Genomic DNA, 24,022 nt, shown 5'->3' on the forward strand with positions numbered 1-24,022 from the left:
GGCGTGACACCTTGCGATGGCACGCCGTTTAAGCGGAATTAACGCGTTCCGTAAACCACGATGGTTTTACCGTGGGCGGAGATCAGGTTTTGATCTTCCAGCATTTTCAGGATACGGCCCACTGTTTCACGGGAGCAACCGACGATCTGACCAATTTCCTGACGGGTAATTTTAATTTGCATGCCGTCCGGGTGGGTCATGGCGTCTGGCTGTTTCGCCAGGTTCAGCAGAGTTTGTGCGATGCGGCCCGTCACGTCCAGGAAGGCGAGGTTGCCCACTTTCTCTGAGGTGACCTGCAGACGGCGCGCCATCTGGGAAGAGAGACGCATCAGAATGTCAGGGTTAACCTGAATCAGCTGACGGAACTTCTTGTAAGAAATTTCAGCCACTTCACATGCTGTCTTTGCACGAACCCAGGCGCTACGTTCCTGGCCCTCTTCAAACAGGCCCAGTTCACCGATGAAATCGCCCTGGTTCAGATAAGAAAGGATCATCTCTTTCCCTTCTTCATCTTTGATCAGCACTGCCACCGAGCCTTTAACGATGTAATACAACGTTTCCGCTTTTTCACCCTGGTGAATCAGCGTGCTCTTTGATGGGTACTTATGAATGTGGCAATGAGACAAGAACCATTCGAGAGTCGGGTCTGTTTGCGGTTTGCCAAGCACCATGCGCTGTTATCCTCTGTTATAAGCTGTCACCAGAGTCATCAGATGCATCCGGACTCTGGGGTTGCAATCGAATTCTTACCCATACCCTGGGAAGTCGGCTACCGTAACGTTTCGCAGCCAGTAAAGTTTGATGTCCTCTGCATACATGTGTAACGTCAATGTATTACTGTAGCATCCTGAGTGTTTTAGCATAGCTTTCGCCGCGTGTCTCCTGGTGTCTCGCTTCAGCATGATGCAGGTCGCCTTCCATTGCGAGAAATGTAACGCACGCGTAATCTGTCACCAAAAATGCAACGTTGGAGTTTAAGAATATGCAAGCGCGCGTGAAGTGGGTTGAAGGTTTAACGTTCCTGGGCGAGTCCGCGTCAGGGCATCAGATTTTGATGGATGGTAACTCCGGCGATAAAGCGCCCAGCCCAATGGAAATGGTGCTGATGGCGGCAGGGGGATGCAGCGCCATTGACGTGGTGTCGATTCTGCAAAAAGGCCGTCATGACGTGACGGATTGTGAGGTCAAACTCACGTCAGAACGCCGCGAAGAGGCGCCACGCCTGTTCACCCACATCAATCTGCACTTTGTGGTCACCGGTAAAGAACTGAAAGACGCGGCGGTTTCACGTGCGGTGGACCTGTCTGCGGAGAAGTACTGCTCTGTCGCGTTAATGCTGGAGAAAGCGGTAAAAATCACCCATTCGTATGAAGTGATCGAGGCTTAATGTTTTGGCGGGTGGCGCTTCGCTGACCCGCCCTACAAAAGCACGACCGTAGGCCCGGTAAGCGCAGCGCCACCGGGCAAAAAACTCACGCGATCTGTTTCCCTTCCATCAATCGCTCCACCAGCGGCGTCATGATGAGCTCCATCGCCAGCCCCATTTTTCCGCCCGGTACGACTAATGTATTCATGTGAGAAATAAACGAGCCCTGCAGCATCGCCAGCAGCCAGGGGTAGTCAATGCCTTCGAGATTGCGGAAATGGATCACCACAAAGCTCTCATCCAGGGATGGGATACTTTTGGCCGCGAACGGGTTGGAGGTGTCCACCGTCGGCACGCGCTGGAAGTTGATATGGGTGCGGGAAAACTGCGGCGTCAGGAAGTTGATGTAGTCTTCCATGGAGCGCACCACCGAATCCATCACTGCTTCGCGCGAGTGGCCGCGCTCGCTCATGTCACGCGTCAGCTTCTGGATCCACTCCAGGTTAACGATAGGCACCACGCCAACCAGCAGATCCACGTGGCGCGCCACATCGTGCTGCGGCGTGACCACGCCGCCGTGTAATCCTTCGTAGAACAGCACGTCGGTAGGTTCCGGCAGGGGCTGCCAGGGGGTAAAGGTGCCAGGCACCTGATTCCAGGGAACGGCTTCATCATAGGTATGCAGATACTTGCGGGACTGCCCTTTACCGCTCTGGCCGTACTCAATAAAGGTTTGTTCCAGCAGGCCGAAGTCATTGGCTTCCGGACCGAAGTAGCTGATGTGTTTACCCAGATCGCGCGCCTTACGGATGGCCATGTCCATCTCCGGGCGCGTGTAGCGGTGAAAGCTGTCGCCTTCGACCTCCGCCGCACGGAGATTCAGCTGGGCGAAAATCTTGCGAAATGCGAGGCTGGTGGTGGTGGTTCCCGCACCACTCGACCCCGTAACGGCAATAACCGGATGTCTGGCAGACATAGCAACTCCCTGACTGAAAAGGGTGGAAGATCAGCCGTGAAACGCGTTGCGGGGCATGATATTCACCGTCTCATGCAGTTCTGACCACACCAGCACCACGTCGCCGCTTTTCAGCTGGCGCTTTACATCGTTGACCTTTTGCTCAAGCGAGCGTTCCTGTTCACCATAATCGGTGCCTTCGCGTAATACAAAGCTTTCAATCAGATTATCGAGCGTTTCGGGAGCCAGATCCTGCCAGGGAATAATCATGTTGCACCGTCCAGATAAGGGGTTAGCCAGTCAGGAATACGCGCCTCAAGCCACATTTTCGGGCGACGCAGCGTGCCGCCGATAAACCCGACGTGGCCGCCGTGCTCGGTCAACTGATAGTGAACGTTGTCGGGCAGGAATTCCTGAGCGGGAATCGAGTGATGATCCATAAAAGGGTCATCTTTGGCATGAATGATCAGCGTCGGCTGCGTGATCTTGCTGAGCAGCGGCATGGCGCTGCACTGACGATAATAGTCAATCGCATCGGCGAAACCGTGAATTTTCGCGGTGATCAGATCGTCGAATTCGCGTATGCGGCGCACTTTTTTCAGCTGGCGCAGGCTGACCGGGAGGGTGTCCGGGTAGGCCTTCAGCTTACGCGCCGCGTTGGCCTTCAGCAGGTTGAGCAGGTAGCGCTGATAGACGCGGGAAAAGCCTTTATCCATGTGGTAGCTGCACTGCTCCAGCATGAACGGGGCGGAGACGATGACGGCGGCATCCAGCGGGACGCTTTCCCCTTCTTTAGCTAACAGGCAGGCCAGCATATTTCCGCCCAACGAGTAGCCTACGGCCGCGGTGGGCACGGTGCCAAAGTTGTCCCGCAGCCAGTGTAAAAACCACGTGCCGTCTTCGGTTTCACCCGAGTGATAGATACGCTTCTGCCGGTTCGGCTCGCCGCTGCAGCCGCGAAAATGCATCACCACGCCGAGCCAGCCGCGCGCTTTGGCTGCCTCAATGAGCCCGTGTGCATACGGGCTGTGCAGGCTGCCTTCCAGACCGTGAAAAACCACCAGCCGCGGCTTATGTCGAGCCTGATCCGGCGCTTCGCTCCAGGCGAGATCCAGAAAGTCACCGTCTGGCAGATCTAGCCGCTGCCAGTGAGGGGTGAACTGTACCTTGCGGCGGATCAGTCGCGGCAGCATGGTCTGCAAATGGCGATTGGCGACGCCGCGCATAGGCACGAACTCAGTGCTGTCTTCGGCTGCAATCTCGAAGCCTGATGGAATGATTTGGGTCATAAGCGCGATGCTGTTTCTTGTCAGAAATTAACGATACTTTCCGAATTGTACCCCGTTTAGCCTGGTTTTCCGAAACATGAACTGATCCCGATCACAAATATTTACCTTGATTATTACTCTCAGGCTAATGATTCAGCTCTACGCTTAATTGATGCCTTTCTCACCAGAGCGCACACTTTATTCAACGTTAAGCAAATCAAAATGATTAGCTGAATCAGGAGGTTAATAATGTTATCTGGGCAAACACCCACCCGGCAATGGAACACGCGACGCAGCGAAAAAGCGCGTCGTCTGGCCTCCGTACCGGTGCAGGGCAAGGTACTGCCAACCGGCGATCTTGTCGCCATGCTGGAAAAACTGATCGCGCCTGGCGACAAGGTCGTTCTGGAAGGTAACAACCAGAAGCAGGCGGATTTCCTTTCCCGCTCGCTTGCCGAAGTGAACCCGCAAATTGTCCACGACCTGCATATGATCATGCCGAGCGTCGGCCGCAGCGAGCATCTGGATATCTTTGAGAAAGGCATCGCCCGCAAGCTGGATTTCTCCTTCTCCGGGACGCAGAGCCTGCGAATCTCCCAACTGCTGGAGGATGGTCAGCTCGAAATCGGCGCGATTCATACCTACATCGAACTCTATTCACGCCTCTACGTCGACCTCTCGCCAAACGTGGCGCTGATCGCCGGCTTTAAAGCTGACCGCAAAGGCAACCTCTACACCGGGGCGAGCACCGAAGATACCCCGGCGCTGGTGGAAGCCGCCGCGTTCCATGACGGCATCGTCATCGCGCAGGTGAACGAGCTGGTGGATGACGAGTGTGACCTGCCGCGCGTGGACATTCCGGGTTCGTGGATTGACTTTGTGGTGGTGGCCGATAAGCCGTTCTTTATCGAACCGCTGTTTACCCGCGACCCGCGCCTGATTAAACAGGAACACATCCTGATGGCGATGATGGCCATCAAGGGTATTTATGCGGAACACCAGGTGCAGTCCCTGAACCACGGGATCGGCTTTAACACTGCGGCGATTGAGCTGCTGCTGCCTACCTACGGTGAACAGCTCGGCCTTAAAGGCAAAATCTGTAAACACTGGACGCTGAACCCGCATCCGACGCTGATCCCGGCTATTGAAAGCGGCTGGGTCGAGAGCGTGCACTGCTTCGGCGGCGAGCTGGGGATGGAAGAGTACATCCGCGCGCGTCCGGACGTCTTCTTTACCGGTGCCGACGGCTCCATGCGCTCCAACCGCGCGTTCTGCCAGCTGGCAGGTCAGTACGCGGTGGATATGTTCATCGGCTCTACGCTGCAGGTGGACGGCTACGCCAACTCCTCAACCGTGACCCGTGGTCGTCTGTCCGGCTTCGGCGGTGCGCCAAATATGGGTCACGACCCGCACGGTCGTCGCCACGCCACGCCAGCCTGGCTGAACATGATCACCGAACCTGACCCAATGCAGCGCGGCAAAAAACTCGTCGTGCAGATGGTGGAAACCTTCCAGGCGGGCGTGAAGCCGACCTTCGTGGAAAAACTCGATGCCGTTGACGTGGCGAAAGCCTCCGGTATGCCGCTGGCGCCGGTGATGATCTACGGCGATGACGTCACCCACGTGCTGACGGAAGAGGGGATTGCCTACCTCTATCGGGCGAAAGATCTGGAAGAGCGTCGCGCCATGGTCGCCGCCGTCGCGGGGATCACCGACATCGGTCTGGGCGTGGATGCCAAACGCGTGGCGGAACTGCGTCAGAGCGGCAAGGTGCTCTATCCGGAAGATATGGGGATTCGCCGCACTGATGCCACCCGCTCTCTGCTGGCGGCAGGCAGCGTGTCTGATCTCGTGGAATGGTCCGGCGGTCTCTATAACCCACCTGCGAAATTCCGGAGCTGGTAATGAAACTTCTCCCCCAGATTCAGGTTGAAGGCGGTGCCGAATGGTTGGCGCGAACCGCCACGCAGTGTCTGATTGACGAAGCACGTTTAAGCCCGAAACCCGGTCTGGTGGACAGTCGGGGGAACGGCGCGCACCACGATTTATCCCTTGCGCTGATGGAGTGCTCCGCGCACAGCCTGACCTCCACGTTTCAGGCACTGGCGCTGCAAAGCTGGCAGCGCCCGGCAGATATCGCACTTCGGCAAACCGTCGGGCGACTCGGTCGCGAAGGCGAGCAGCAGATGATGGCCGCAACCGGTGGCGTAAACACCCATCGCGGCGCGATTTGGGCGCTGGGGCTGCTGGTCAGCGCGGTGGCGATGCTCGGCGGTGATGCCAGGGCGCAAGACGTCGCCCGCACCGCCGCACAGCTGGCGAGACTGCCGGACGACGCGGCGCCGAAGGTGTTCAGTAAAGGCCTGCGCGCCACGCACCGTTACCGCGTGCCGGGCGCGCGTGAAGAGGCGCAGCAGGCGTTCCCGCACGTTATGCAGCGCGCGCTGCCGCAGCTTCGTCTGAGCCGCCTCAACGGCAGCAGCGAAACGCACGCCAGGCTCGACGCGCTGATGGCCATCATGACCTCACTCACCGACACCTGCGTGCTGTCACGTGCCGGAATGGAAGGGCTTGATGCTATGCAGGACGGCGCCCGTGCGGTGCTGAATGCCGGCGGCAGCGCAACGCCTGCGGGCCAGCAGGCGCTGGCGAGGTTAGACCGTCAGATGCTGGCGCTCAACGCCTCACCGGGCGGCGCTGCCGACCTGCTTGCCGCCACGCTGTTTCTCGACCGCATCGAAACGCCAAATTCAAAGCATTAAGAGGATGTTATGGAAAAAATCACATTGACCGTGCCAGCCAGCCGCACGTTAAGCGGCAGGGCGCTGGCAGGGGTAGTCGGTTCCGGGGATATGGAGGTGCTCTTCACCGCCGAACCGGGCCAGACGTTAACCATTGATATCACCACCTCCGTGGACAACAGCCGGGGGCGCTGGGAGGCGCTGTTCAACCGTCTGCAAACCGTCAGCAGCCTGCCCGCAGGGAAGCTGACCATCCACGACTTCGGCGCGACGCCGGGCGTGGCGCGCATTCGCATCGAACAGGTTTTTGAGGGGGTGAGCCATGCGTGATGACAGCAGCTTTATCGAACTGAAAGCGCGCCAGCGCGCGCAGGCCCTGCTCGACGAGGGCAGCTACCGCGAACTGCTGGATCCGTTTGAAGGCATTATTTCTCCGTGGCTTGGGCCACAGGGCATTGTGCCGCAGGCGGACGACGGCATGGTGGTGGCGAAGGGCACCATCAACGGCAAGCCTGCCGTCGTCGTGGCGATTGAAGGCGCGTTCCAGGGCGGCAGCATGGGCGAAGTGTCCGGCGCCAAAATGGCGGCGGCGCTGGAGCTGGCGGCGGAGGATAACCGCAACGGCATTCCGACTCAGGCGGTACTGTGCCTCGAAACCGGCGGCGTGCGTCTGCAGGAGGCGAACCTCGGCCTGGCGGCGATTGCCGATATTCACGCGGCGATTGTGGACCTGCGTCGCTACACGCCGGTTATTGGCATTGTGGCCGGAACCGTGGGCTGCTTCGGTGGGATGTCCATCGCGGCGGCGCTCTGCAGCTACCTGATCGTGACCCGCGAAGCGCGTCTTGGCCTCAACGGCCCGCAGGTTATCGAACAGGAGGCGGGCATTGAGGAGTACGACTCCCGCGATCGTCCGTTTATCTGGAGCATGACCGGCGGTGAAGTGCGCTATCAAAGCGGGCTGGTGGATGCGCTCGTCGGCGACGGTATCAACGCGGTGAAACAGGCGATGAACGACGCGATTGCTAAAGGCGTTCCCGCGAAACATCGCACCGATAACTACGACGATTACCTGAACCGTCTGACGAATTTCGACACCCGCAAACAGGCTGATGCCGAACAGATTAACGCGCTTTTTGCCCGGGAGGTGAAATGATGAGTAACGCAATAAGCCGTGGCGAACGCTGGCTGGACATCCTCGCCCCGAACGCCAAACGTATCGAGGGGCTATGCCCGTCCGTCCAGGCGGCAGACGGCGAGCTGAACGGCGAGGCGGTGCGCTTTGTTGCCGTGGTGCCGGATGCCAACAACCACTTCCCGCGTGCGGCGAAAGGGGAAGTGGGGCTGCTGGAAGGCTGGACCCTGGCGAAAGTGGTCAGTGAAACCGTCGCGGCGGATGCTGACAAACCCGTGAAGCGCCCGATTGTGGCGGTGATCGACGTCCCAAGCCAGGCCTATGGCCGACGCGAAGAGGCGTTTGGGATTCATCAGGCGCTGGCCGGTGCGGCAGCAGCCTATGCGAATGCCCGCCTGGCCGGTCACCCGGTGATTGGGCTTATCGTCGGCAAGGCGATGTCCGGCGCGTTCCTGGCGCACGGCTACCAGGCTAACCGTCTGATCGCCTTTAACGACAAAGGCGTGCTGATCCACGCGATGGGCAAAGAGTCTGCGGCGCGCATCACGCTGCGTACCGTCGAGGCGCTGGAAAAACTGGCGGCGACCATTCCGCCAATGGCCTACGACATCAGCAACTACGCCACGCTGGGGCTGCTCTCTAACCTGCTGGATATCAGCAACCCGGATGCCCCCTCCGATAACGATCTGACGCTGGTGAAATCCACCCTGCAACAGGCCATCAGTGACGCTCGTCAGGACACCACGTTGAAAAACCGTCTGGGTGCTGACAATCGCCGCAGCTCGGCGCTCGTACGCGAACGTATGCGAGCCAGCTGGTAAGTAAAAAGAGACCTGCCAGATGCATCAACCCGTGGGCGCGTGACAGCGCCCACGCGGGAACCTGCATCCTGAAAATAATAATCATCGCGCCAGTGCTAAAACTTTTTTACTACAGGTGATTTATGACTTACGTAATTGTTCATGCTCTTGCACCGATTTTCGTCATCATGCTGCTGGGATTCTGGGCCGGCAAGGCAAAGATGGTCGATAACAAAAATGTTTCCCTGCTTAATATCTTCGTAATGGATTTTGCACTCCCTGCCGCGCTGTTCAGTGCCACCGTGCAAACCCCGTGGACCGGCATCGTTGCCCAGTCGCCGCTGATCCTGGTGCTGACGCTGGCGATGTGGATCACCTATGCGGTCATCTATTTCCTCGCCACCGGCGTCTTTAAGAAATCGCCACAGGATGCGGCCGTGCTGACGCTCACCGTCGCGCTGCCCAACTATGCAGCGCTGGGTCTGCCGATTCTGGGCAGCGTGCTGGGCGAAGGTTCCTCTACGTCGCTCTCCGTCGCGGTCTCCATCGCCTGCGGTTCGGTGCTGATGACCCCGTTCTGCCTGCTCATTCTGGAGCGTGAAAAAGCGCGCGCCGAGGGCAATAACTCCGGTTCAACGCTTTCCATGCTGCCGGTGCTGATGTGGCGCTCCATTAAAAAGCCGATCGTGATGGGCCCGCTGCTGGGTGTGATTTTGTCCGCCATCGGCATCAAAATGCCGGAGCTGGTGCTGGCGGCGATTAAACCGCTGGGACTGTCCGCGACCGCTGCGGCGCTGTTCCTGACCGGGGTGATCCTCTCTGCCCGTAAGCTGCAGATCAACACCATGGTGATCACCTCCACCATCGCCAAGCTGCTGATTCAGCCTGCCATCGCCTGGGGTATCGTCTTGATCTTTGGTCTGCATGGCTCCGTGGCGATCACCGCGATCCTCATGATTGCGCTCTCCGCGGGCTTCTTCGGCGTGGTGTTCGGTAACCGCTTTGGCGTGCAATCGCCGGATGCTGAAGCCGTGCTGCTGTTAAGCTCCGTACTGTGTATCCTGTCGCTGCCGCTGTTTATCTCGCTGACTTCAGGAATGTAACCATGACCACAACATTACGCCCGCACGACCTTATCTGGCTTACTTCCCGCGATGCGCTGGAAGGCATCACTGAATCCTGGGTGGAGGCCGCCTGGCATACCGGCCTGCCGGTGGTGGTGCGGCGTGATGTGGATAGCGAAGGCCGGATCCCCGTTGGCGTGCGCGGTTTACGTCGCGATCAGCGGGCGGCCGGATGGGGGAAGCCCGAAAACGTGTTACGCGTGGTTTCACCAGAAGATCTGAGCGTTGCGGCCGAACTGCTGCGCTCGCCCTTTGTGACTCAGCCACCCGTTCAGGTGGCGCTTCAGCTTTCTCAGCAGGCGTGGCCGTGGACGTGGGGCATTACCGGCAGTACCGGCTACGCGCTGGCGACCGGTATCCCGGTGATCCATGCCGACAGCGATCTCGATCTGCTTATCCGCGCTCCGCTGCCGATCTCACCGGACGCCCTGACGACGTGGCAGTCCCGGCTAAGCCGTGCGCTGTGTCGTGCCGATACGCAGGTGGATACGCCCGAGGGCGGTTTCGCGCTGGCGGAGTGGCTGCGCGACGGCAAAACGCTGCTGAAAACCCGCCGTGGACCGCGCCTGGTGGCGGATCCGTGGCGCAGGGAGGAGTGATGAAAATAGTGTTTACCTTTCCGGGGCAGGGCACGCAGCACGAAGGCATGCTGCAAAACCTGCCGGGAACGGAACTGGCTCAGGCGCGTGAGGTGCTTGGCACCGAAGTGGATACGCTGGATAGCGCAGACGCGTTAAGCCATACCCGCGCGGTTCAGCTTTGCCTGCTAATTGCAGGCGTGGCCTGGGCGCGCGAGCTGGAACGGCGCGGCGTGGCGCCGGATATCGTCAGCGGGCTGTCCATCGGCGCTTATCCGGCGGCGGTCATTGCAGGCGCGCTGGACTTCACGGATGCGCTGAAGCTGGTGGCGCTGCGTGGCGATCTGATGGAGCAGGCGTATCCGCACGGCTACGGCCTGACGGCAATTATGGGGCTCACTCTGCCGCAGGTGGAAGACCTTATCCAGGGCACCGGGACCTACATTGCCAACCTGAATGCCGAAACGCAGATCGTGATTGCCGGAACCGATGAAGGGATGGCGGAGGCGGCGTCGCGCGCGCTGGCGAAAGGGGCGAGCAAGGCCAAACGGCTGGCGGTCAGCGTGCCGTCGCACTGCGAACTGCTGACAGCACCCGCGCAAAAGCTGGCAACGGCGTTTGAATCGGTCACGCTTTCACGCCCACGCTGCGCCTACCTGAGCGGCAGCACCGGGCGCGTGTTGTGGCAGCCGGAAAAGATCGCCGACGATCTGGCGATGAACATGGCGCGTACGGTGCGCTGGCAGGAGGCGATGATTTCAGCGAATGAACGCGAAGCCCGGCTGGCGATCGAGATGCCCCCCGGCGGCGTACTGACCTGCCTGACGCGTCAGGCGCCGTGGGAAGGAGAGACGATTTCACTGGAGCGCAGCGGGGTGGACGTGGCGGTACATCTGGCGAAGCGACTCCGTGCGTGATGGTTTAGCACGGTGGCGGCTGCGCCTTACCGGGCCTACTACGGACTCTAGGCCCGGTAAGCGTAGCGCCACCGGGCAATAACATCAGGCACTATCCTGCAAACTGCGGGCATACATCCGCCCTTCGGCGGCCAGCGCCCGCAGGCTTGGATCCTGCTCGCGGTTGCGGGCAAAGACGATGGCGATCAGCTGTTGCATCTGGTACGGCTCGGCAAGCTTCAGGAGCTGCACGGAATTCTCATAGACCTTTTTCATCCTGCCCGGCATCAGCGTAAAGCCCACTCCCGCCTGCACCAGACTGAGCATGGAGAAAATGTCATTCACCCGGGTAACAATCTCCGGCTCGAACCCGGCGATATGAAACGCCTCCTGGAAGCCTGCATAGGTGGCGAACCCTTCCGCAAGAGAGACAAATTTCCGATCTTTATAGTCGCGCAGATCGGCCGGGCCGCGGGTATTGAGCGTCGCGGAGGCCGGTGCGGCAAGGAAGATGTCGTCATGGAACAGCGGGAGCACTTCCAGGCTGTTACGGTCGATATCGCTCTCGGAAATGGAGATAAGAATGGCGTCCAGAGAGCCTTCATCCAGCATGTGCAGCAGGGTTTCGTTGGAGCCCATCGTCAGATCCATTTCCAGATCCGGACGACGTAGCTTCATGCCCATGATCAGACGCGGCACGGTTTCCAGGGTGAGCGAGTAGAGCGTTCCGACTCGCAGCCGCCCCTGGCCGATCCCGGCAATTTTGCGCGACGCTTCCAGCCCGCGCTCCATCACCTGCATCACTTCCTGACAATATTCCAGTAAGGTCCAGGCGGAAGGGAGAGCAATCAGGTTGCGCCCCTTATGGGTAAAGAGCGGACAGCGCACGTTCTCTTCCAGCGTGTGCAGCGCACGGTGAACGCTGACGCCGCTCAGGCCCAGAGTTTCGGCGGTACGCGCGATATTCCCCTTCTCCATAAACGTCATGAAGATGCTGAGCTTGCGGAATGTAATCTCGCTCGTGTTATCGAAACTCATAGCCCTCCCGGTATCAGTCAGCCTGCAGCATCGCTTCCAGCTGTTCCTGCGCGTCCAGCCACGCCATCTCACACTCTTCAAGGCTGGATTTGGTCTTCGCCTGGGTTTGCAGGCAGTCCGTCAGTTCGGCTTTACGGCTCTGGTCATACAGACCGCTGTCGCCGAGCTTCTCTTCAACGGTAGCAAGCGTGGCGTTGAGCTTTTCCATCTCTTTTTCGAGACGGGCAATCTCTTTACGCAGCGGCTGAGTCTGGGTGCGCAGCTCCGCTTCACGGCGCTTCTGGTCTTTACGTGCCTGCGCGCTGTTGGCGTTGTCTTTCGCCGACTCCTCCGGCTGGTTCTCCTGCTTCTGCACGTCCGTCAGCCACTGCTGGTAGTCTTCCAGATCGCCGTCGAACGGTTCAACTTTGCCGTCGTGCACTAAGTAGAGATCGTCCGTGGTGGAGCGGATCAGGTGACGGTCGTGCGAAACCACCACCAGCGCCCCTTCGAATTCAATCAGCGCTTCGGTCAGCGCCTGACGCATGTCGAGATCCAGGTGGTTGGTCGGTTCATCGAGCAGCAGCAGGTTCGGGCGCTGCCAGACGATCAGCGCCAGCACCAGACGGGCCTTTTCGCCGCCGGAGAAGCGCTCGGTGTTTTCGGTGACCTTATCGCCCTGGAAGCCGAAGCCGCCGAGGTAGTCGCGCAGCTTCTGCTCCATCTCCTGCGGCGCCAGACGCGCGAGGTGCTGAATCGGGGATTCATCCGCGCGTAAAAATTCCAGCTGATGCTGGGCGAAGTAACCCAGCTTGATGCCCTTCGCCAGGCCGATTTCACCCTTGACCGGATTAAGCTCGCCCGCCAGCAGTTTGATCAGCGTGGATTTACCGGCACCGTTGCGCCCGAGCAGACCAATACGTGAACCCGGCACCAGGTTGAGCTTGATGGAGTCGAGAATAATGCGGTCGGCATAACCCGCGCTGACCTTTTCCATTTTCAGCAGGGGATTTGGCAGGCTTTCCGGGGCCCGGAAGCTGAAGTGGAACGGGTTGTCGACGTGCGCCGGGGCGATCATCTCCATGCGCTCCAGCATCTTGATGCGGCTCTGGGCCTGCTTCGCCTTTGACGCCTTGGCCTTGAAGCGATCCACAAAGCTTTGCAGGTGCGCCACGCGCTGCTGCTGGCTTTCGTACATGGACTGCTGCTGGGCAAGGCGCGTCGCGCGCTGGCGCTCGAAGGAGCTGTAGTTGCCGGTGTACTCGAACATCGTTTGCTGTTCGATATGAATGATTTTATCCACCACCGGGTCGAGGAAGTCGCGGTCGTGGGAGATCAGAATCAGAGTGCCCTGATAGCTCTTGAGCCACTTCTCCAGCCAAATAACCGCATCGAGATCGAGGTGGTTAGTCGGTTCATCGAGCAGCAGCAGGTCAGAGCGGCAGATCAGCGCCTGCGCCAGGTTGAGGCGCATACGCCAGCCGCCGGAGAAGTCGCTGACCGGGCGTTCCAGCTGCTCATTGCTGAAGCCCAGGCCATGCAGCAGGCTGGAGGCGCGGGAGCGAATGGTCCACGCGTCAATGGCGTCCAGCTTGCCGTGAACGGTGGCGATGGCGTGGCCGTCGTTGCGCTCGTTAGCGGCGTTAAGTTCCGCCTCGAGCTTGCGGTATTCCCGGTCGCCGTCGATAACATAGTCGAGTGCCGGTTCGCTCAGCGCGGGCGTCTCCTGGTTTACCCAGGCGAGCTGCCAGTTCCCCGGGAAGGTGAAGTTACCGCCATCCGCGCTAATCTCGTTTTTCAGCAGCGCCAGCAGCGTGGATTTACCACAGCCGTTTTTGCCGACCAGGCCCACTTTCTGGCCCGGGTTGATGGTAGCAGTGGCGTTATCCAGCAGGACGCGCACGCCGCGACGAATTTGTAACGAGGAGAAAACAATCATAGAAGCGCCGTATGTTCCGACTATGTTAATTTGTCATTATGATAATGTAAGGTGTGGGCCATTTTCCGCACCGGGCCGCCATGGTAGCCCAAAACAGCGACGATACACAAAAACAGAAACAAGACCGGGAGGGGAATGATGTCTCAGACAGCAAAAGTGCTGCTGCTGTATGCCCATCCGGAATCTCAGGACTCGGTGGCAAACCGGGTGCTGCTTAAGCCGGCTACTCAGCTCAGCAACGTGACGGTGCACGATCTCTACGCGCACTATCCTGATTTCTTTATTGATATTCCTTACGAGCAGGAACTGCTGCGTCAGCATGACGTGATTGTGTTCCAGCATCCGCTTTATACCTACAGCTGTCCGGCGCTGCTCAAAGAGTGGCTGGACCGCGTGCTGAGTCGGGGCTTCTCCAGCGGGGTGGGGGGCAACCAGCTGGCGGGAAAGTACTGGCGTAGTGTGATTACGACCGGTGAACCCGAAAGCGCCTACCGCCACGACGGGCTGAACCGCTATCCGATGAGCGACATTCTGCGGCCTTTTGAGCTGACGGCGGCCATGTGCCGTATGCACTGGATGAGCCCGATTATTGTCTACTGGGCCCGTCGTCAGGATCCGAAAGAGCTGGCCAGCCACGCCAGAGCCTACGGTGAATGGCTGGCGTCACCGATTCCGGCAGGAGGGCGTTAATGGAAGGATCGAATTTGCTCCTCGCCGGGGTGCTGTTTTTATTTGCGGCCGTCGTCGCGGTGCCGCTTGCTGCACGTATTGGTATCGGTGCGGTGCTGGGGTATCTGCTGGCGGGGATCGCGATTGGCCCCTGGGGACTGGGATTCATCAGCGATGTAGATGAGATCCTCCATTTCTCCGAGCTGGGCGTGGTGTTCCTGATGTTCATCATCGGCCTGGAGCTGAATCCTTCAAAATTGTGGCAGCTCCGACGCTCCATCTTTGGCGTAGGTGCCGCTCAGGTGTTGCTCAGCGCCGCGATTCTGGGTGGCCTGTTAATGCTGACGAATTTCTCCTGGCAGGCGGCGGTGATCGGCGGGATAGGCCTTGCGATGTCGTCGACGGCGATGGCCCTGCAGATGATGCGCGACAAGGGGATGAACCGTAACGAAGCCGGTCAGCTGGGTTTTTCGGTGCTGCTGTTCCAGGATTTGGCGGTCATCCCGGCGCTGGCGCTGGTGCCGCTGCTGGCGGGCTCTGGCGACGACCACTTTGACTGGGCGAAAATCGCGATGAAGGTGCTGGCCTTCGCGGGGATGCTGATTGGCGGACGTTTCCTGTTACGTCCCGTATTCCGCTTTATTGCCGCGTCCGGCGTGCGCGAGGTGTTTACCGCCGCGACGCTGCTGCTGGTGCTGGGGTCGGCATTGTTTATGGATGCGCTGGGGCTGTCGATGGCGCTCGGGACCTTTATCGCCGGGGTGCTGCTGGCGGAAAGTGAATACCGCCACGAGCTGGAAATTGCCATCGATCCCTTCAAAGGGTTGCTGTTGGGGTTGTTCTTTATTTCGGTGGGGATGGCGCTCAACCTTGGCGTGCTCTATACCCATCTGCTGTGGGTTGTGGTGAGCGTGGCCATCTTGGTGGCTGTGAAAACGCTGGTGCTGTACGTCATGGCGCGCATATACGGCCTGCGCAGTTCGGAGCGCATGCAGTTTGCGAGCGTGTTGAGCCAGGGAGGCGAGTTCGCGTTTGTGCTGTTCTCTACCGCCTCCTCCCAGAAGCTGTTTAAAGACGATCAGATGGCGCTTTTGCTGGTAACGGTCACGCTGTCCATGATGACCACGCCGCTGCTGATGAAGATGGTGGATAAACTGCTGTCGCGCCGCCTGAACCCGACAGACGATGAAGACGAAGCGCCGTGGGTGGAAGACGATAAGCCCCAGGTGATCGTGGTGGGCTTTGGCCGTTTTGGACAGGTAATCGGCCGTTTGCTGATGGCGAACAAAATGCGCATTACGGTGCTGGAGCGGGATATCAGCGCGGTCAACCTGATGCGCAAATATGGCTACAAGGTTTACTACGGCGACGCGACCCAGCTCGAGCTACTGCGCTCGGCGGGGGCAGAGGCGGCAGAGTCCATCGTCATTACCTGTAACGACCCGGAAGATACGATGAAGCTGGTGGATCTCTGCCAGCAGCATTTCCCGCATCTGCATATTCTGGCGCGTGCGCGGGGACGTGTTGAAGCTCACGAATTATTGCAGGCGGGTGTGAAACACTTCTCCCGTGAGACGTTCTCCAGTGCGCTGGAGCTGGGGCGCAAGGCGCTGATCTCGCTTGGCATGCATCCGCATCAGGCGCAGCGCGCCCAGATGCATTTCCGCCGGCTGGATATGCGGATGCTGCGCGAGCTGATGCCGGTCCATACCGATACGGCGCAGATCTCCCGCGTGCGGGAAGCGCGTCGCGAGCTGGAGGAGATCTTCCAGCGCGAGATGCAGCAGGAACGACGCCAGCTCGATGGCTGGGATGAATTTGAATAAAGGGTAACGAAAGATGGCTGTACGTAAACGCTTTATCGCGGGTGCAAAATGCCCGACCTGCCAGGCGCAAGATACCCTGGCGATGTGGCGGGAAAATAATATTGATGTTGTTGAGTGTGTTAAGTGCGGTCACCAGATGCGTGAGGCCGACAAAGAGGCGCGCGAGCACGTTCGCAAAGAAGAGCAAGTTATCGGGATTTTTCATCCGGACTAGCGATATGCCCTGAGTTTTTTTAAGCTAAAGGGTACACAGGTGCAGATTTCCGCTACAATCTGCGCCAGCAATTTTCCCACGCTCAGGAGATATCATGAAAGTAGCAAAAGACCTGGTGGTCAGCCTGGCCTATCAGGTACGTACAGAAGACGGTGTGTTGGTTGATGAGTCTCCGGTGAGTGCGCCGCTTGACTACCTGCATGGTCACGGTTCCCTGATTTCCGGCCTGGAAAACGCGCTGGAAGGTCATGAAGTTGGCGACAAATTTGACGTTGCTGTAGGCGCGAACGACGCTTACGGTCAGTATGACGATAACCTGGTTCAGCGCGTTCCTAAAGACGTGTTCATGGGTGTTGACGAACTGCAGGTTGGCATGCGCTTCCTGGCGGAAACCGACCAGGGCCCGGTTCCAGTTGAAATCACCGAAGTGGAAGATGACCACGTCGTGGTTGACGGCAACCACATGCTGGCTGGCCAGAACCTGAAGTTCAACGTAGAAGTTGTTGCGATCCGCGAAGCGACCGAAGAAGAGCTGGCTCATGGCCACGTTCACGGTGCGCACGGTCACGACCATGATCACGATCACGGCCACGACGGCTGCTGCGGTGGTCACGGCCACGACCATGGTCATGACCACGGCCACGGTAAAGGTGGTTGCGGTAACGGCGGCTGCGGCTGCCACTAATACCGTTATGCGGAAAATAAAAAAGCGGGATTATCCCGCTTTTTTTACGCCTCAATAATGAGGCGGTGGCGTCTCTTCTGACTGAGAGGCGATGTTCGACGGCTGCGTAGCCTTCAGCTTTTCCGTCAGCAGGCGCATATGATCCCGCAGTTTCGCCATTTCGAGCTCATGTGCGGTCACGGTCTGGTTTAGCTCTTCGATGGTGATGTCCTGAAAAGCCAGGCGGCTTTCCAGCTCAGCCATTCTCGCTTCTATCGTTGTATCCTTCATCATTCACCTCGTTTATTTCAGATTCGCCATAATGGCCCAGCGGCGGCGCAGTTTAACTGAGTTTATCCTTAAGTACAGTTCGCATCCCTCTGGCAAGAAACTTATTTAAACAAAAATAGTCTGAAAAGTGGCGAGAATTGGACGTGTCTGTCTGTAGATTTCTTCTGCAACGTTTTATAGTACGTCACTCATTTACGTTTAACGCTGGGGTGAGAGTCCCCAGGCCCTGGAGATATGGATGAAATCACTGTTTAAAGTAACGCTGCTGGCGACGACGATGGCTGTTGCGCTGAACGCGCCGCTGTCATTCGCTGCTGATACTGCTGCGAAGCCTGCTGCCACTGCAGACAGCAAAGCAGCGTTCAAAAATGACGACCAGAAATCCGCCTACGCACTGGGCGCATCTCTGGGTCGTTACATGGAAAACTCTCTGAAAGAACAAGAGAAACTGGGCATCAAACTGGATAAAGCTCAGCTGATCGCAGGCGTTCAGGACGCATTTGCCGATAAGAGCAAGCTGTCTGACCAGGAAATTGAACAGACTCTGCAGGCGTTCGAAGCGCGTGTGAAGGGCGCCGCGCAGACTAAGATGGACGCGGACGCTAAAGACAACGAAGCGAAAGGCAAAGCCTACCGCGATGCCTTCGCTAAAGAGAAGGGTGTGAAAACCTCTTCGACTGGCCTGGTGTACAAAGTTGAGAAAGAAGGCACCGGCGATGCGCCTAAAGACAGCGACACGGTTGTCGTGAACTACAAAGGTACGCTGATCGACGGTAAAGAGTTCGATAACTCTTACACCCGTGGTGAGCCGCTCTCCTTCCGTCTGGATGGTGTGATCCCTGGCTGGACTGAAGGCCTGAAAAACATCAAGAAAGGCGGCAAGATCAAGATGGTCATCCCACCGGATCTGGCCTATGGCAAAACCGGCGTTCCGGGGATCCCTGCCAACTCTACGCTGGTCTTTGACGTAGAGCTGCTGGACATCAAACCGGCACCGAAAGCGGATGCCAAGGCAGACGCACCGGCTGACGATAAAGCCGCTGCCGCTAAGAAGTAATGCTGAAAAAAAACCGCCGCCTTTAAGGCGGCGGTTTTTTATTGTGGGGCAGATATAATTAACACTGGAAAGCGTTAGGCACGCTGTATTAATTTAGTTGTCCGTGTAGATAATGAGCCTGCCCTGAAAACCTAACGACAGGCTCCTGAAAAGGAGTGTTTTTTTCATGTCCAGGTCGCTTTTAACCAACGAAACCAGTGAACTTGATTTGCTGGATCAACGTCCTTTCGATCAGACCGACTTCGATATTCTGAAATCCTATGAAGCGGTAGTGGACGGGTTAGCGATGCTCATTGGCTCCCACTGCGAAATCGTATTGCACTCCCTGCAAGATCTGAAGTGTTCCGCCATCCGCATTGCGAATGGTGAGCATACTGGCCGTAAAATTGGCTCGCCAATTACCGACCTTGCATTGCGTATGTTGCATGACATGACCGGCGCGGACAGCAGCGTCTCCAAATGCTATTTCACCCGCGCCAAAAGCGGCGTGCTGATGAAATCAGAAACCATCGCGATTCGAAACCGCGAGCATCGTGTAATTGGGCTGCTGTGCATCAACATGAACCTTGATGTGCCTTTCTCGCAGATCATGAGCACCTTTATTCCACCAGAGACGCCGGATGTTGGCTCTTCTGTTAACTTTGCCTCTTCCGTCGAAGATCTCGTCACGCAGACGCTTGAGTTCACCATTGAAGAGGTGAATGCCGACCGCAACGTCTCGAACAACGCCAAGAATCGCCAGATCGTGCTCAATCTCTATGAAAAAGGGATTTTTGATATTAAAGACGCCATCAACCAGGTGGCCGATCGTCTCAACATCTCCAAGCACACGGTCTATCTCTATATTCGCCAGTTCAAAAGCGGTGATTTCCTGGGACAAGACAAGTAATGCGTTTTGCGTTAATGGTGACAGGCCCGGCGTACGGGACTCAGCAGGCAAGCAGCGCGCTGCAGTTTGCGCATGCGCTGCTGGCAGCCGGACATGAGCTGGCGAGCGTCTTCTTCTATCGGGAAGGGGTGTATAACGCGAACCAGTTTACGTCGCCGGCGAGCGATGAGTTTGATGTGGTGCGCGGCTGGCAGGCATTAAACGAAAAGCAGGGCGTAGAACTGCACATCTGCGTGGCGGCGGCACTGCGCCGCGGCGTGACCGATGCAACCGAAGCCGCCCGTCTTGGTTTGTCGGGTTCTAACCTGCAGCCCGGTTTTTCGTTAAGCGGTTTGGGCGCGCTGGCACAGGCGGCGCTCACCTGCGACAGAGTGGTGCAATTCTGATGAAGCGCGTGGCATTTGTTTTTGCGTCTGCGCCGCACGGGAGCGCTTCTGGCCGCGAAGGGCTGGATGCGTTACTTGCGACGTCCGCGCTGACCGAAGATATCGGCGTCTTCTTTTTAGGGGACGGTGTGTTCCAGCTTCTGGCGGGTCAGCAGCCACAGGCCATTCTGGCGCGAGATTACATCGCTACGTTTAAAGTGCTGCCGCTGTATGACATTGAAACCCTGTATGTCTGCGCCGACTCGCTGGCCGCTCGCGGTTTGGATGAGAAGACGCCTTTCGTGCTGGATGTGACCGTCGTCTCTTCTGCGGCATTGCGCGAACACCTTTCCCACTACGACACCGTTCTGACCTTCTGAGGCTGCCATGCTCCATACTCTGAGCCATTCACCATGGCAATGTGATATCGACGCGTTACTGAGTATGCTGCGCGACGGTGATGACCTGCTGCTGATTCAGGACGGCGTGCTTGCCGCACTTGAAGGCAGCCGTTTCGTTGAAATGCTCACGAATGCCCCCATAACAGTTTCTGCGCTGAAAGACGATCTGGATGCGCGGGGTCTTTCTGGTCAAATTTCAGCCAAAATTGACGTGGTTGGCTATACTGATTTCGTCAATCTTACTGTGACGCACGCCAGTCAAATGAACTGGTGATTTGAGATCGCTGTATATTTCTTGACACCTTTTCGACGTAGCCCTAAAATTTCGCGTCCTCATATTGTATGAGGTCGTTTTATTACGTGTTTACGAAGCAAAAGCTAAAACCAGGAGCTATTTAATGGCAACAGTTAACCAGCTGGTACGCAAACCACGTGCACGCAAAGTTGCGAAAAGCAACGTGCCTGCGCTGGAAGCCTGCCCGCAGAAACGTGGTGTATGTACTCGTGTATATACCACCACTCCTAAAAAACCAAACTCCGCACTGCGTAAAGTATGCCGTGTGCGTTTGACTAACGGTTTCGAAGTGACTTCCTACATCGGTGGTGAAGGTCACAACCTGCAGGAGCACTCCGTGATCCTGATCCGTGGCGGTCGTGTTAAAGACCTTCCGGGTGTTCGTTACCACACCGTTCGTGGTGCGCTGGACTGCTCAGGTGTTAAAGACCGTAAGCAGGCTCGCTCCAAGTACGGCGTGAAGCGTCCTAAGGCTTAATGGTTCTCCGTTAAGTAAGGCCAAACTGATTTATCTTAATGTCATACTAAACTCTTTGAGTTTTGGACAATCCTGAATTAACAACGGAGTATTCCCATGCCACGTCGTCGCGTCATTGGTCAGCGTAAAATTCTTCCAGATCCGAAATTCGGATCAGAACTGCTGGCAAAATTTGTAAATATCCTGATGGTAGATGGTAAAAAATCTACTGCAGAAGCAATCGTATACAGCGCGCTGGAGACCCTGGCTCAGCGTTCTGGTAAAAATGAACTGGAAGCTTTCGAAGTCGCTCTCGACAACGTTCGCCCAACTGTAGAAGTTAAGTCCCGCCGCGTTGGTGGTTCTACTTATCAGGTTCCAGTTGAAGTTCGTCCGGTTCGTCGTAATGCCCTGGCAATGCGTTGGATCGTTGAAGCTGCTCGTAAACGCGGTGATAAATCCATGGCTCTGCGTCTGGCGAACGAACTTTCTGATGCTGCAGACAACAAAGGTACTGCAGTTAAGAAACGTGAAGACGTTCACCGTATGGCAGAAGCCAACAAGGCGTTCGCACACTACCGTTGGTAATCCCTTCGGAGTCTTAGTCACCAGGCGGGCGCTTCAGAGAAGCCGCCCGCTCTGGGTAACTTAACTGAACGCCTAAAGATATAAACGAGGAATCAAATGGCTCGTACAACACCCATCGCACGCTACCGTAACATCGGTATCAGTGCGCACATCGACGCCGGTAAAACCACTACTACCGAACGTATTCTGTTCTACACCGGTGTAAACCACAAAATCGGTGAAGTTCATGACGGCGCAGCCACCATGGACTGGATGGAACAGGAGCAGGAGCGTGGTATCACTATCACCTCCGCAGCGACTACTGCATTCTGGTCAGGTATGGCTAAGCAGTACGAACCGCATCGCGTAAACATCATCGACACCCCAGGGCACGTTGACTTCACCATCGAAGTAGAACGTTCCATGCGTGTTCTTGACGGCGCGGTAATGGTTTATTGCGCAGTTGGTGGTGTTCAGCCACAGTCTGAAACCGTATGGCGTCAGGCGAACAAATATAAAGTTCCACGCATCGCGTTCGTTAACAAAATGGACCGTATGGGTGCTAACTTCCTGAAAGTTGTTGGTCAGATCAAAACCCGTCTGGGCGCGAACCCTGTTCCGCTGCAGCTGGCAATTGGTGCTGAAGAAGGCTTCACCGGCGTTATCGACCTGGTGAAAATGAAAGCCATCAACTGGAACGATGCAGACCAGGGCGTTACCTTCGAATACGAAGATATCCCAGCTGCAATGCAGGACCTGGCTGACGAATGGCACCAGAACCTGATCGAATCCGCTGCTGAAGCTTCTGAAGAGCTGATGGAGAAATACCTGGGTGGTGAAGAACTGACTGAAGAAGAGATCAAAAAAGCTCTGCGTCAGCGCGTTCTGAACAACGAAATCATCCTGGTAACCTGTGGTTCTGCGTTCAAGAACAAAGGTGTTCAGGCGATGCTGGATGCGGTAGTTGACTACCTGCCATCCCCGGTTGACGTTCCTGCGATCAACGGCATCCTGGACGACGGTAAAGATACCCCGGCTGAGCGTCACGCAAGCGACGAAGAGCCATTCTCTGCACTGGCGTTCAAAATTGCTACCGACCCATTCGTGGGTAACCTGACCTTCTTCCGCGTTTACTCTGGTGTGGTTAACTCCGGTGACACCATCCTGAACTCCGTGAAAGCGGCGCGTGAGCGTTTTGGCCGTATCGTACAGATGCACGCTAACAAACGTGAAGAGATCAAAGAAGTTCGTGCGGGCGACATCGCTGCAGCTATCGGTCTGAAAGACGTGACCACTGGTGACACCCTGTGTGACCCGGATCACCCGATCATTCTGGAGCGTATGGAATTCCCAGAGCCGGTAATCTCCATCGCAGTTGAACCAAAAACCAAAGCTGACCAGGAAAAAATGGGTCTGGCTCTGGGCCGTCTGGCGAAAGAAGACCCATCATTCCGCGTATGGACTGATGAAGAATCTAACCAGACCATCATCGCTGGTATGGGTGAACTGCACCTGGACATCATCGTTGACCGTATGAAGCGTGAATTCAACGTTGAAGCGAACGTGGGTAAACCTCAGGTTGCTTACCGCGAAGCGATTCGCGCGAAAGTTACCGACATTGAAGGTAAACACGCTAAGCAGTCTGGTGGTCGCGGTCAGTACGGTCACGTTGTGATCGACATGTACCCACTGGAGCCGGGCTCTAACCCGAAAGGTTACGAGTTCATCAACGACATCAAAGGTGGTGTAATTCCTGGCGAATACATCCCAGCCGTTGATAAAGGCATCCAGGAACAGCTGAAAGCGGGCCCTCTGGCTGGCTATCCGGTTGTTGACATGGGTGTTCGTCTGCACTTCGGTTCTTACCACGACGTTGACTCCTCTGAACTGGCGTTTAAACTGGCTGCGTCTATTGCCTTTAAAGAAGGCTTTAAGAAAGCAAAACCAGTTCTGCTTGAGCCAATCATGAAGGTTGAAGTAGAAACTCCTGAAGAGAACACCGGTGACGTTATCGGTGACTTGAGCCGTCGTCGCGGTATGCTGCGTGGTCAGGAATCCGAAGTAACTGGCGTTAAGATCCACGCTGAAGTTCCGCTGTCTGAAATGTTCGGATATGCAACTCAGCTGCGTTCTCTGACCAAAGGTCGTGCATCATACACCATGGAATTCCTGAAGTATGATGATGCGCCTAACAACGTTGCTCAGGCCGTTATTGAAGCCCGTGGTAAGTAATCCACAGGATTAAAACCTAAGTCCCGTGCTCTCTCCAAAGGGGAGAGCACTATAGTAAGGAATATAGCCGTGTCTAAAGAAAAATTTGAACGTACAAAACCGCACGTCAACGTTGGTACTATCGGCCACGTTGACCATGGTAAAACTACCCTGACTGCTGCAATCACTACCGTTCTGGCTAAAACCTACGGTGGTTCTGCTCGTGCATTCGACCAGATCGATAACGCACCAGAAGAAAAAGCTCGTGGTATCACCATCAACACTTCCCACGTTGAA

General features: G+C 56.9%; 29 protein-coding genes. 22 read left to right on the top strand and 7 right to left on the bottom strand.

Annotation, left to right across the window (positions count from 1 at the left end):
• Positions 1-38: 38 nt before the first annotated feature.
• Positions 39-671: a cAMP-activated global transcriptional regulator CRP gene (gene crp / locus N6P30_RS07965; protein ID WP_000242758.1), complete on the bottom strand. Its 633-nt coding sequence runs from the start codon at positions 669-671 to the stop codon at positions 39-41.
• Between the two features lie 311 nt (positions 672-982).
• Here crp and N6P30_RS07970 point away from each other — a divergent pair, with 311 nt between their 5' ends.
• Positions 983-1,387 (top strand): OsmC family protein, encoded by a 405-nt coding sequence (locus tag N6P30_RS07970; RefSeq protein ID WP_008503018.1) that lies wholly within the window; start codon positions 983-985, stop codon positions 1,385-1,387.
• Positions 1,388-1,472: 85 nt separating this feature from the next.
• Here N6P30_RS07970 and N6P30_RS07975 read toward each other — a convergent pair whose 3' ends face one another.
• Genes N6P30_RS07975 through N6P30_RS07985 form a run of 3 tightly spaced genes read right to left on the bottom strand, consistent with a single transcriptional unit; the run spans position 1,473 to position 3,610 of the window.
• A complete protein-coding gene (locus tag N6P30_RS07975) occupies positions 1,473-2,342 on the bottom strand; it encodes a phosphoribulokinase (RefSeq protein WP_008503017.1) in 870 nt (289 codons plus the stop codon).
• A gap of 30 nt (positions 2,343-2,372) precedes the next feature.
• On the bottom strand, positions 2,373-2,591 hold the full coding sequence (locus N6P30_RS07980; protein WP_008503016.1) for a YheU family protein: 219 nt from the start codon (positions 2,589-2,591) through the stop codon (positions 2,373-2,375).
• Positions 2,588-3,610, bottom strand: a complete 1,023-nt coding sequence (locus N6P30_RS07985; protein ID WP_023294713.1) for a hydrolase — start codon at positions 3,608-3,610, stop codon at positions 2,588-2,590. Before N6P30_RS07985 ends, N6P30_RS07980 begins: the two co-directional genes overlap by 4 nt.
• 228 nt (positions 3,611-3,838) lie before the next feature.
• Here N6P30_RS07985 and mdcA point away from each other — a divergent pair, with 228 nt between their 5' ends.
• The 8 genes from mdcA (at position 3,839) to mdcH (ending at position 10,884) form a co-directional block, all read left to right on the top strand.
• The gene (mdcA, locus tag N6P30_RS07990; RefSeq protein WP_021242210.1) at positions 3,839-5,494 is read left to right on the top strand and encodes a malonate decarboxylase subunit alpha; all 1,656 of its coding nucleotides are present in this window, start codon (positions 3,839-3,841) and stop codon (positions 5,492-5,494) included.
• A complete protein-coding gene (locus tag N6P30_RS07995) occupies positions 5,494-6,351 on the top strand; it encodes a triphosphoribosyl-dephospho-CoA synthase (RefSeq protein ID WP_021242211.1) in 858 nt (285 codons plus the stop codon). Before mdcA ends, N6P30_RS07995 begins: the two co-directional genes overlap by 1 nt.
• A 9-nt stretch (positions 6,352-6,360) precedes the next feature.
• On the top strand, positions 6,361-6,660 hold the full coding sequence (mdcC, locus tag N6P30_RS08000) for a malonate decarboxylase acyl carrier protein (RefSeq protein WP_023294711.1): 300 nt from the start codon (positions 6,361-6,363) through the stop codon (positions 6,658-6,660).
• Positions 6,653-7,486, top strand: a complete 834-nt coding sequence (locus tag N6P30_RS08005; RefSeq protein ID WP_021242213.1) for a biotin-independent malonate decarboxylase subunit beta — start codon at positions 6,653-6,655, stop codon at positions 7,484-7,486. The genes mdcC and N6P30_RS08005 overlap by 8 nt, the downstream gene beginning before the upstream one ends.
• Entirely contained in the window at positions 7,486-8,286 is an 801-nt protein-coding gene (gene mdcE / locus N6P30_RS08010) for a biotin-independent malonate decarboxylase subunit gamma (RefSeq protein WP_025910348.1), read from the top strand. Before N6P30_RS08005 ends, mdcE begins: the two co-directional genes overlap by 1 nt.
• Positions 8,287-8,408: 122 nt before the next feature.
• Positions 8,409-9,368, top strand: coding sequence for an AEC family transporter (locus tag N6P30_RS08015; RefSeq protein WP_023294710.1), 960 nt, complete (start codon positions 8,409-8,411; stop codon positions 9,366-9,368).
• A 2-nt stretch (positions 9,369-9,370) separates the two neighbouring features.
• Entirely contained in the window at positions 9,371-9,988 is a 618-nt protein-coding gene (locus N6P30_RS08020) for a malonate decarboxylase holo-ACP synthase (protein ID WP_023294709.1), read from the top strand.
• Positions 9,988-10,884, top strand: a complete 897-nt coding sequence (gene mdcH / locus N6P30_RS08025; protein ID WP_023294708.1) for a malonate decarboxylase subunit epsilon — start codon at positions 9,988-9,990, stop codon at positions 10,882-10,884. Before N6P30_RS08020 ends, mdcH begins: the two co-directional genes overlap by 1 nt.
• A gap of 84 nt (positions 10,885-10,968) precedes the next feature.
• Here the strand turns inward: mdcH and N6P30_RS08030 are convergent, their stop codons facing one another.
• Both N6P30_RS08030 and N6P30_RS08035 read right to left on the bottom strand, forming a co-directional pair.
• Positions 10,969-11,901, bottom strand: a complete 933-nt coding sequence (locus tag N6P30_RS08030) for a LysR family transcriptional regulator (protein WP_021242218.1) — start codon at positions 11,899-11,901, stop codon at positions 10,969-10,971.
• A 13-nt stretch (positions 11,902-11,914) separates the two neighbouring features.
• On the bottom strand, positions 11,915-13,819 hold the full coding sequence (locus N6P30_RS08035) for an ABC transporter ATP-binding protein (protein ID WP_021242219.1): 1,905 nt from the start codon (positions 13,817-13,819) through the stop codon (positions 11,915-11,917).
• Positions 13,820-13,954: 135 nt separating this feature from the next.
• On the opposite strand from N6P30_RS08035, the gene kefG reads away from it, so the two are divergent.
• The 4 genes from kefG to slyD all read left to right on the top strand — a co-directional run bounded on the left by kefG (position 13,955) and on the right by slyD (position 17,213).
• Entirely contained in the window at positions 13,955-14,509 is a 555-nt protein-coding gene (gene kefG, locus N6P30_RS08040; protein WP_021242220.1) for a glutathione-regulated potassium-efflux system ancillary protein KefG, read from the top strand.
• On the top strand, positions 14,509-16,314 hold the full coding sequence (kefB, locus tag N6P30_RS08045) for a glutathione-regulated potassium-efflux system protein KefB (RefSeq protein ID WP_023294707.1): 1,806 nt from the start codon (positions 14,509-14,511) through the stop codon (positions 16,312-16,314). Before kefG ends, kefB begins: the two co-directional genes overlap by 1 nt.
• Before the next feature lie 13 nt (positions 16,315-16,327).
• Positions 16,328-16,528 carry a YheV family putative zinc ribbon protein gene (locus N6P30_RS08050; RefSeq protein WP_008503011.1) on the top strand — a complete coding sequence of 67 codons (201 nt, stop codon included), beginning with the start codon at positions 16,328-16,330 and terminating at the stop codon, positions 16,526-16,528.
• A gap of 94 nt (positions 16,529-16,622) precedes the next feature.
• Positions 16,623-17,213: a peptidylprolyl isomerase gene (gene slyD, locus N6P30_RS08055; protein WP_008503010.1), complete on the top strand. Its 591-nt coding sequence runs from the start codon at positions 16,623-16,625 to the stop codon at positions 17,211-17,213.
• A 51-nt stretch (positions 17,214-17,264) separates the two neighbouring features.
• Here slyD and N6P30_RS08060 read toward each other — a convergent pair whose 3' ends face one another.
• Positions 17,265-17,483 (bottom strand): protein SlyX, encoded by a 219-nt coding sequence (locus N6P30_RS08060; RefSeq protein ID WP_008503009.1) that lies wholly within the window; start codon positions 17,481-17,483, stop codon positions 17,265-17,267.
• A gap of 238 nt (positions 17,484-17,721) precedes the next feature.
• Between N6P30_RS08060 and fkpA the strand changes: the two genes are divergently transcribed.
• From fkpA to N6P30_RS08105, 9 genes are all read left to right on the top strand, one after another.
• Positions 17,722-18,540: an FKBP-type peptidyl-prolyl cis-trans isomerase gene (gene fkpA / locus N6P30_RS08065; protein WP_008503008.1), complete on the top strand. Its 819-nt coding sequence runs from the start codon at positions 17,722-17,724 to the stop codon at positions 18,538-18,540.
• Between the two features lie 166 nt (positions 18,541-18,706).
• The gene (locus tag N6P30_RS08070) at positions 18,707-19,429 is read left to right on the top strand and encodes a transcriptional regulator (RefSeq protein WP_003861697.1); all 723 of its coding nucleotides are present in this window, start codon (positions 18,707-18,709) and stop codon (positions 19,427-19,429) included.
• The gene (tusD, locus tag N6P30_RS08075) at positions 19,429-19,815 is read left to right on the top strand and encodes a sulfurtransferase complex subunit TusD (protein ID WP_023294706.1); all 387 of its coding nucleotides are present in this window, start codon (positions 19,429-19,431) and stop codon (positions 19,813-19,815) included. Before N6P30_RS08070 ends, tusD begins: the two co-directional genes overlap by 1 nt.
• Positions 19,815-20,174 carry a sulfurtransferase complex subunit TusC gene (gene tusC / locus N6P30_RS08080; protein WP_008503006.1) on the top strand — a complete coding sequence of 120 codons (360 nt, stop codon included), beginning with the start codon at positions 19,815-19,817 and terminating at the stop codon, positions 20,172-20,174. Before tusD ends, tusC begins: the two co-directional genes overlap by 1 nt.
• Positions 20,175-20,181: 7 nt before the next feature.
• Complete coding sequence (tusB, locus tag N6P30_RS08085; protein WP_008503005.1) at positions 20,182-20,469, top strand: sulfurtransferase complex subunit TusB; 288 nt, start codon at positions 20,182-20,184, stop codon at positions 20,467-20,469.
• Positions 20,470-20,593: 124 nt separating this feature from the next.
• Entirely contained in the window at positions 20,594-20,968 is a 375-nt protein-coding gene (gene rpsL / locus N6P30_RS08090; protein ID WP_000246815.1) for a 30S ribosomal protein S12, read from the top strand.
• 96 nt (positions 20,969-21,064) lie between these two features.
• Positions 21,065-21,535, top strand: coding sequence for a 30S ribosomal protein S7 (rpsG, locus tag N6P30_RS08095; RefSeq protein WP_004106370.1), 471 nt, complete (start codon positions 21,065-21,067; stop codon positions 21,533-21,535).
• Positions 21,536-21,631: 96 nt separating this feature from the next.
• Positions 21,632-23,746 carry an elongation factor G gene (fusA, locus tag N6P30_RS08100; RefSeq protein WP_008503004.1) on the top strand — a complete coding sequence of 705 codons (2,115 nt, stop codon included), beginning with the start codon at positions 21,632-21,634 and terminating at the stop codon, positions 23,744-23,746.
• A gap of 69 nt (positions 23,747-23,815) precedes the next feature.
• On the top strand, positions 23,816-24,022 hold a 207-nt coding region (locus N6P30_RS08105), incomplete at its 3' end, for a GTP-binding protein (protein WP_021242225.1).

Source organism: Enterobacter sp. PL1, from assembly GCF_945957325.1.
GTDB lineage: Bacteria > Pseudomonadota > Gammaproteobacteria > Enterobacterales > Enterobacteriaceae > Enterobacter > Enterobacter roggenkampii.

Excerpts from the sequence above, each read along its gene's own strand:
- crp (WP_000242758.1), bottom strand. The coding sequence starts at position 671 with ATGGTGCTTGGCAAACCGCAAACAGACCCGACTCTCGAATGGTTCTTG.
- N6P30_RS07970 (WP_008503018.1), top strand. The coding sequence starts at position 983 with ATGCAAGCGCGCGTGAAGTGGGTTGAAGGTTTAACGTTCCTGGGCGAG.
- N6P30_RS07975 (WP_008503017.1), bottom strand. The coding sequence starts at position 2,342 with ATGTCTGCCAGACATCCGGTTATTGCCGTTACGGGGTCGAGTGGTGCG.
- N6P30_RS07980 (WP_008503016.1), bottom strand. The coding sequence starts at position 2,591 with ATGATTATTCCCTGGCAGGATCTGGCTCCCGAAACGCTCGATAATCTG.
- N6P30_RS07985 (WP_023294713.1), bottom strand. The coding sequence starts at position 3,610 with ATGACCCAAATCATTCCATCAGGCTTCGAGATTGCAGCCGAAGACAGC.
- mdcA (WP_021242210.1), top strand. The coding sequence starts at position 3,839 with ATGTTATCTGGGCAAACACCCACCCGGCAATGGAACACGCGACGCAGC.
- N6P30_RS07995 (WP_021242211.1), top strand. The coding sequence starts at position 5,494 with ATGAAACTTCTCCCCCAGATTCAGGTTGAAGGCGGTGCCGAATGGTTG.
- mdcC (WP_023294711.1), top strand. The coding sequence starts at position 6,361 with ATGGAAAAAATCACATTGACCGTGCCAGCCAGCCGCACGTTAAGCGGC.
- N6P30_RS08005 (WP_021242213.1), top strand. The coding sequence starts at position 6,653 with ATGCGTGATGACAGCAGCTTTATCGAACTGAAAGCGCGCCAGCGCGCG.
- mdcE (WP_025910348.1), top strand. The coding sequence starts at position 7,486 with ATGAGTAACGCAATAAGCCGTGGCGAACGCTGGCTGGACATCCTCGCC.
- N6P30_RS08015 (WP_023294710.1), top strand. The coding sequence starts at position 8,409 with ATGACTTACGTAATTGTTCATGCTCTTGCACCGATTTTCGTCATCATG.
- N6P30_RS08020 (WP_023294709.1), top strand. The coding sequence starts at position 9,371 with ATGACCACAACATTACGCCCGCACGACCTTATCTGGCTTACTTCCCGC.
- mdcH (WP_023294708.1), top strand. The coding sequence starts at position 9,988 with ATGAAAATAGTGTTTACCTTTCCGGGGCAGGGCACGCAGCACGAAGGC.
- N6P30_RS08030 (WP_021242218.1), bottom strand. The coding sequence starts at position 11,901 with ATGAGTTTCGATAACACGAGCGAGATTACATTCCGCAAGCTCAGCATC.
- N6P30_RS08035 (WP_021242219.1), bottom strand. The coding sequence starts at position 13,819 with ATGATTGTTTTCTCCTCGTTACAAATTCGTCGCGGCGTGCGCGTCCTG.
- kefG (WP_021242220.1), top strand. The coding sequence starts at position 13,955 with ATGATGTCTCAGACAGCAAAAGTGCTGCTGCTGTATGCCCATCCGGAA.
- kefB (WP_023294707.1), top strand. The coding sequence starts at position 14,509 with ATGGAAGGATCGAATTTGCTCCTCGCCGGGGTGCTGTTTTTATTTGCG.
- N6P30_RS08050 (WP_008503011.1), top strand. The coding sequence starts at position 16,328 with ATGGCTGTACGTAAACGCTTTATCGCGGGTGCAAAATGCCCGACCTGC.
- slyD (WP_008503010.1), top strand. The coding sequence starts at position 16,623 with ATGAAAGTAGCAAAAGACCTGGTGGTCAGCCTGGCCTATCAGGTACGT.
- N6P30_RS08060 (WP_008503009.1), bottom strand. The coding sequence starts at position 17,483 with ATGAAGGATACAACGATAGAAGCGAGAATGGCTGAGCTGGAAAGCCGC.
- fkpA (WP_008503008.1), top strand. The coding sequence starts at position 17,722 with ATGAAATCACTGTTTAAAGTAACGCTGCTGGCGACGACGATGGCTGTT.
- N6P30_RS08070 (WP_003861697.1), top strand. The coding sequence starts at position 18,707 with ATGTCCAGGTCGCTTTTAACCAACGAAACCAGTGAACTTGATTTGCTG.
- tusD (WP_023294706.1), top strand. The coding sequence starts at position 19,429 with ATGCGTTTTGCGTTAATGGTGACAGGCCCGGCGTACGGGACTCAGCAG.
- tusC (WP_008503006.1), top strand. The coding sequence starts at position 19,815 with ATGAAGCGCGTGGCATTTGTTTTTGCGTCTGCGCCGCACGGGAGCGCT.
- tusB (WP_008503005.1), top strand. The coding sequence starts at position 20,182 with ATGCTCCATACTCTGAGCCATTCACCATGGCAATGTGATATCGACGCG.
- rpsL (WP_000246815.1), top strand. The coding sequence starts at position 20,594 with ATGGCAACAGTTAACCAGCTGGTACGCAAACCACGTGCACGCAAAGTT.
- rpsG (WP_004106370.1), top strand. The coding sequence starts at position 21,065 with ATGCCACGTCGTCGCGTCATTGGTCAGCGTAAAATTCTTCCAGATCCG.
- fusA (WP_008503004.1), top strand. The coding sequence starts at position 21,632 with ATGGCTCGTACAACACCCATCGCACGCTACCGTAACATCGGTATCAGT.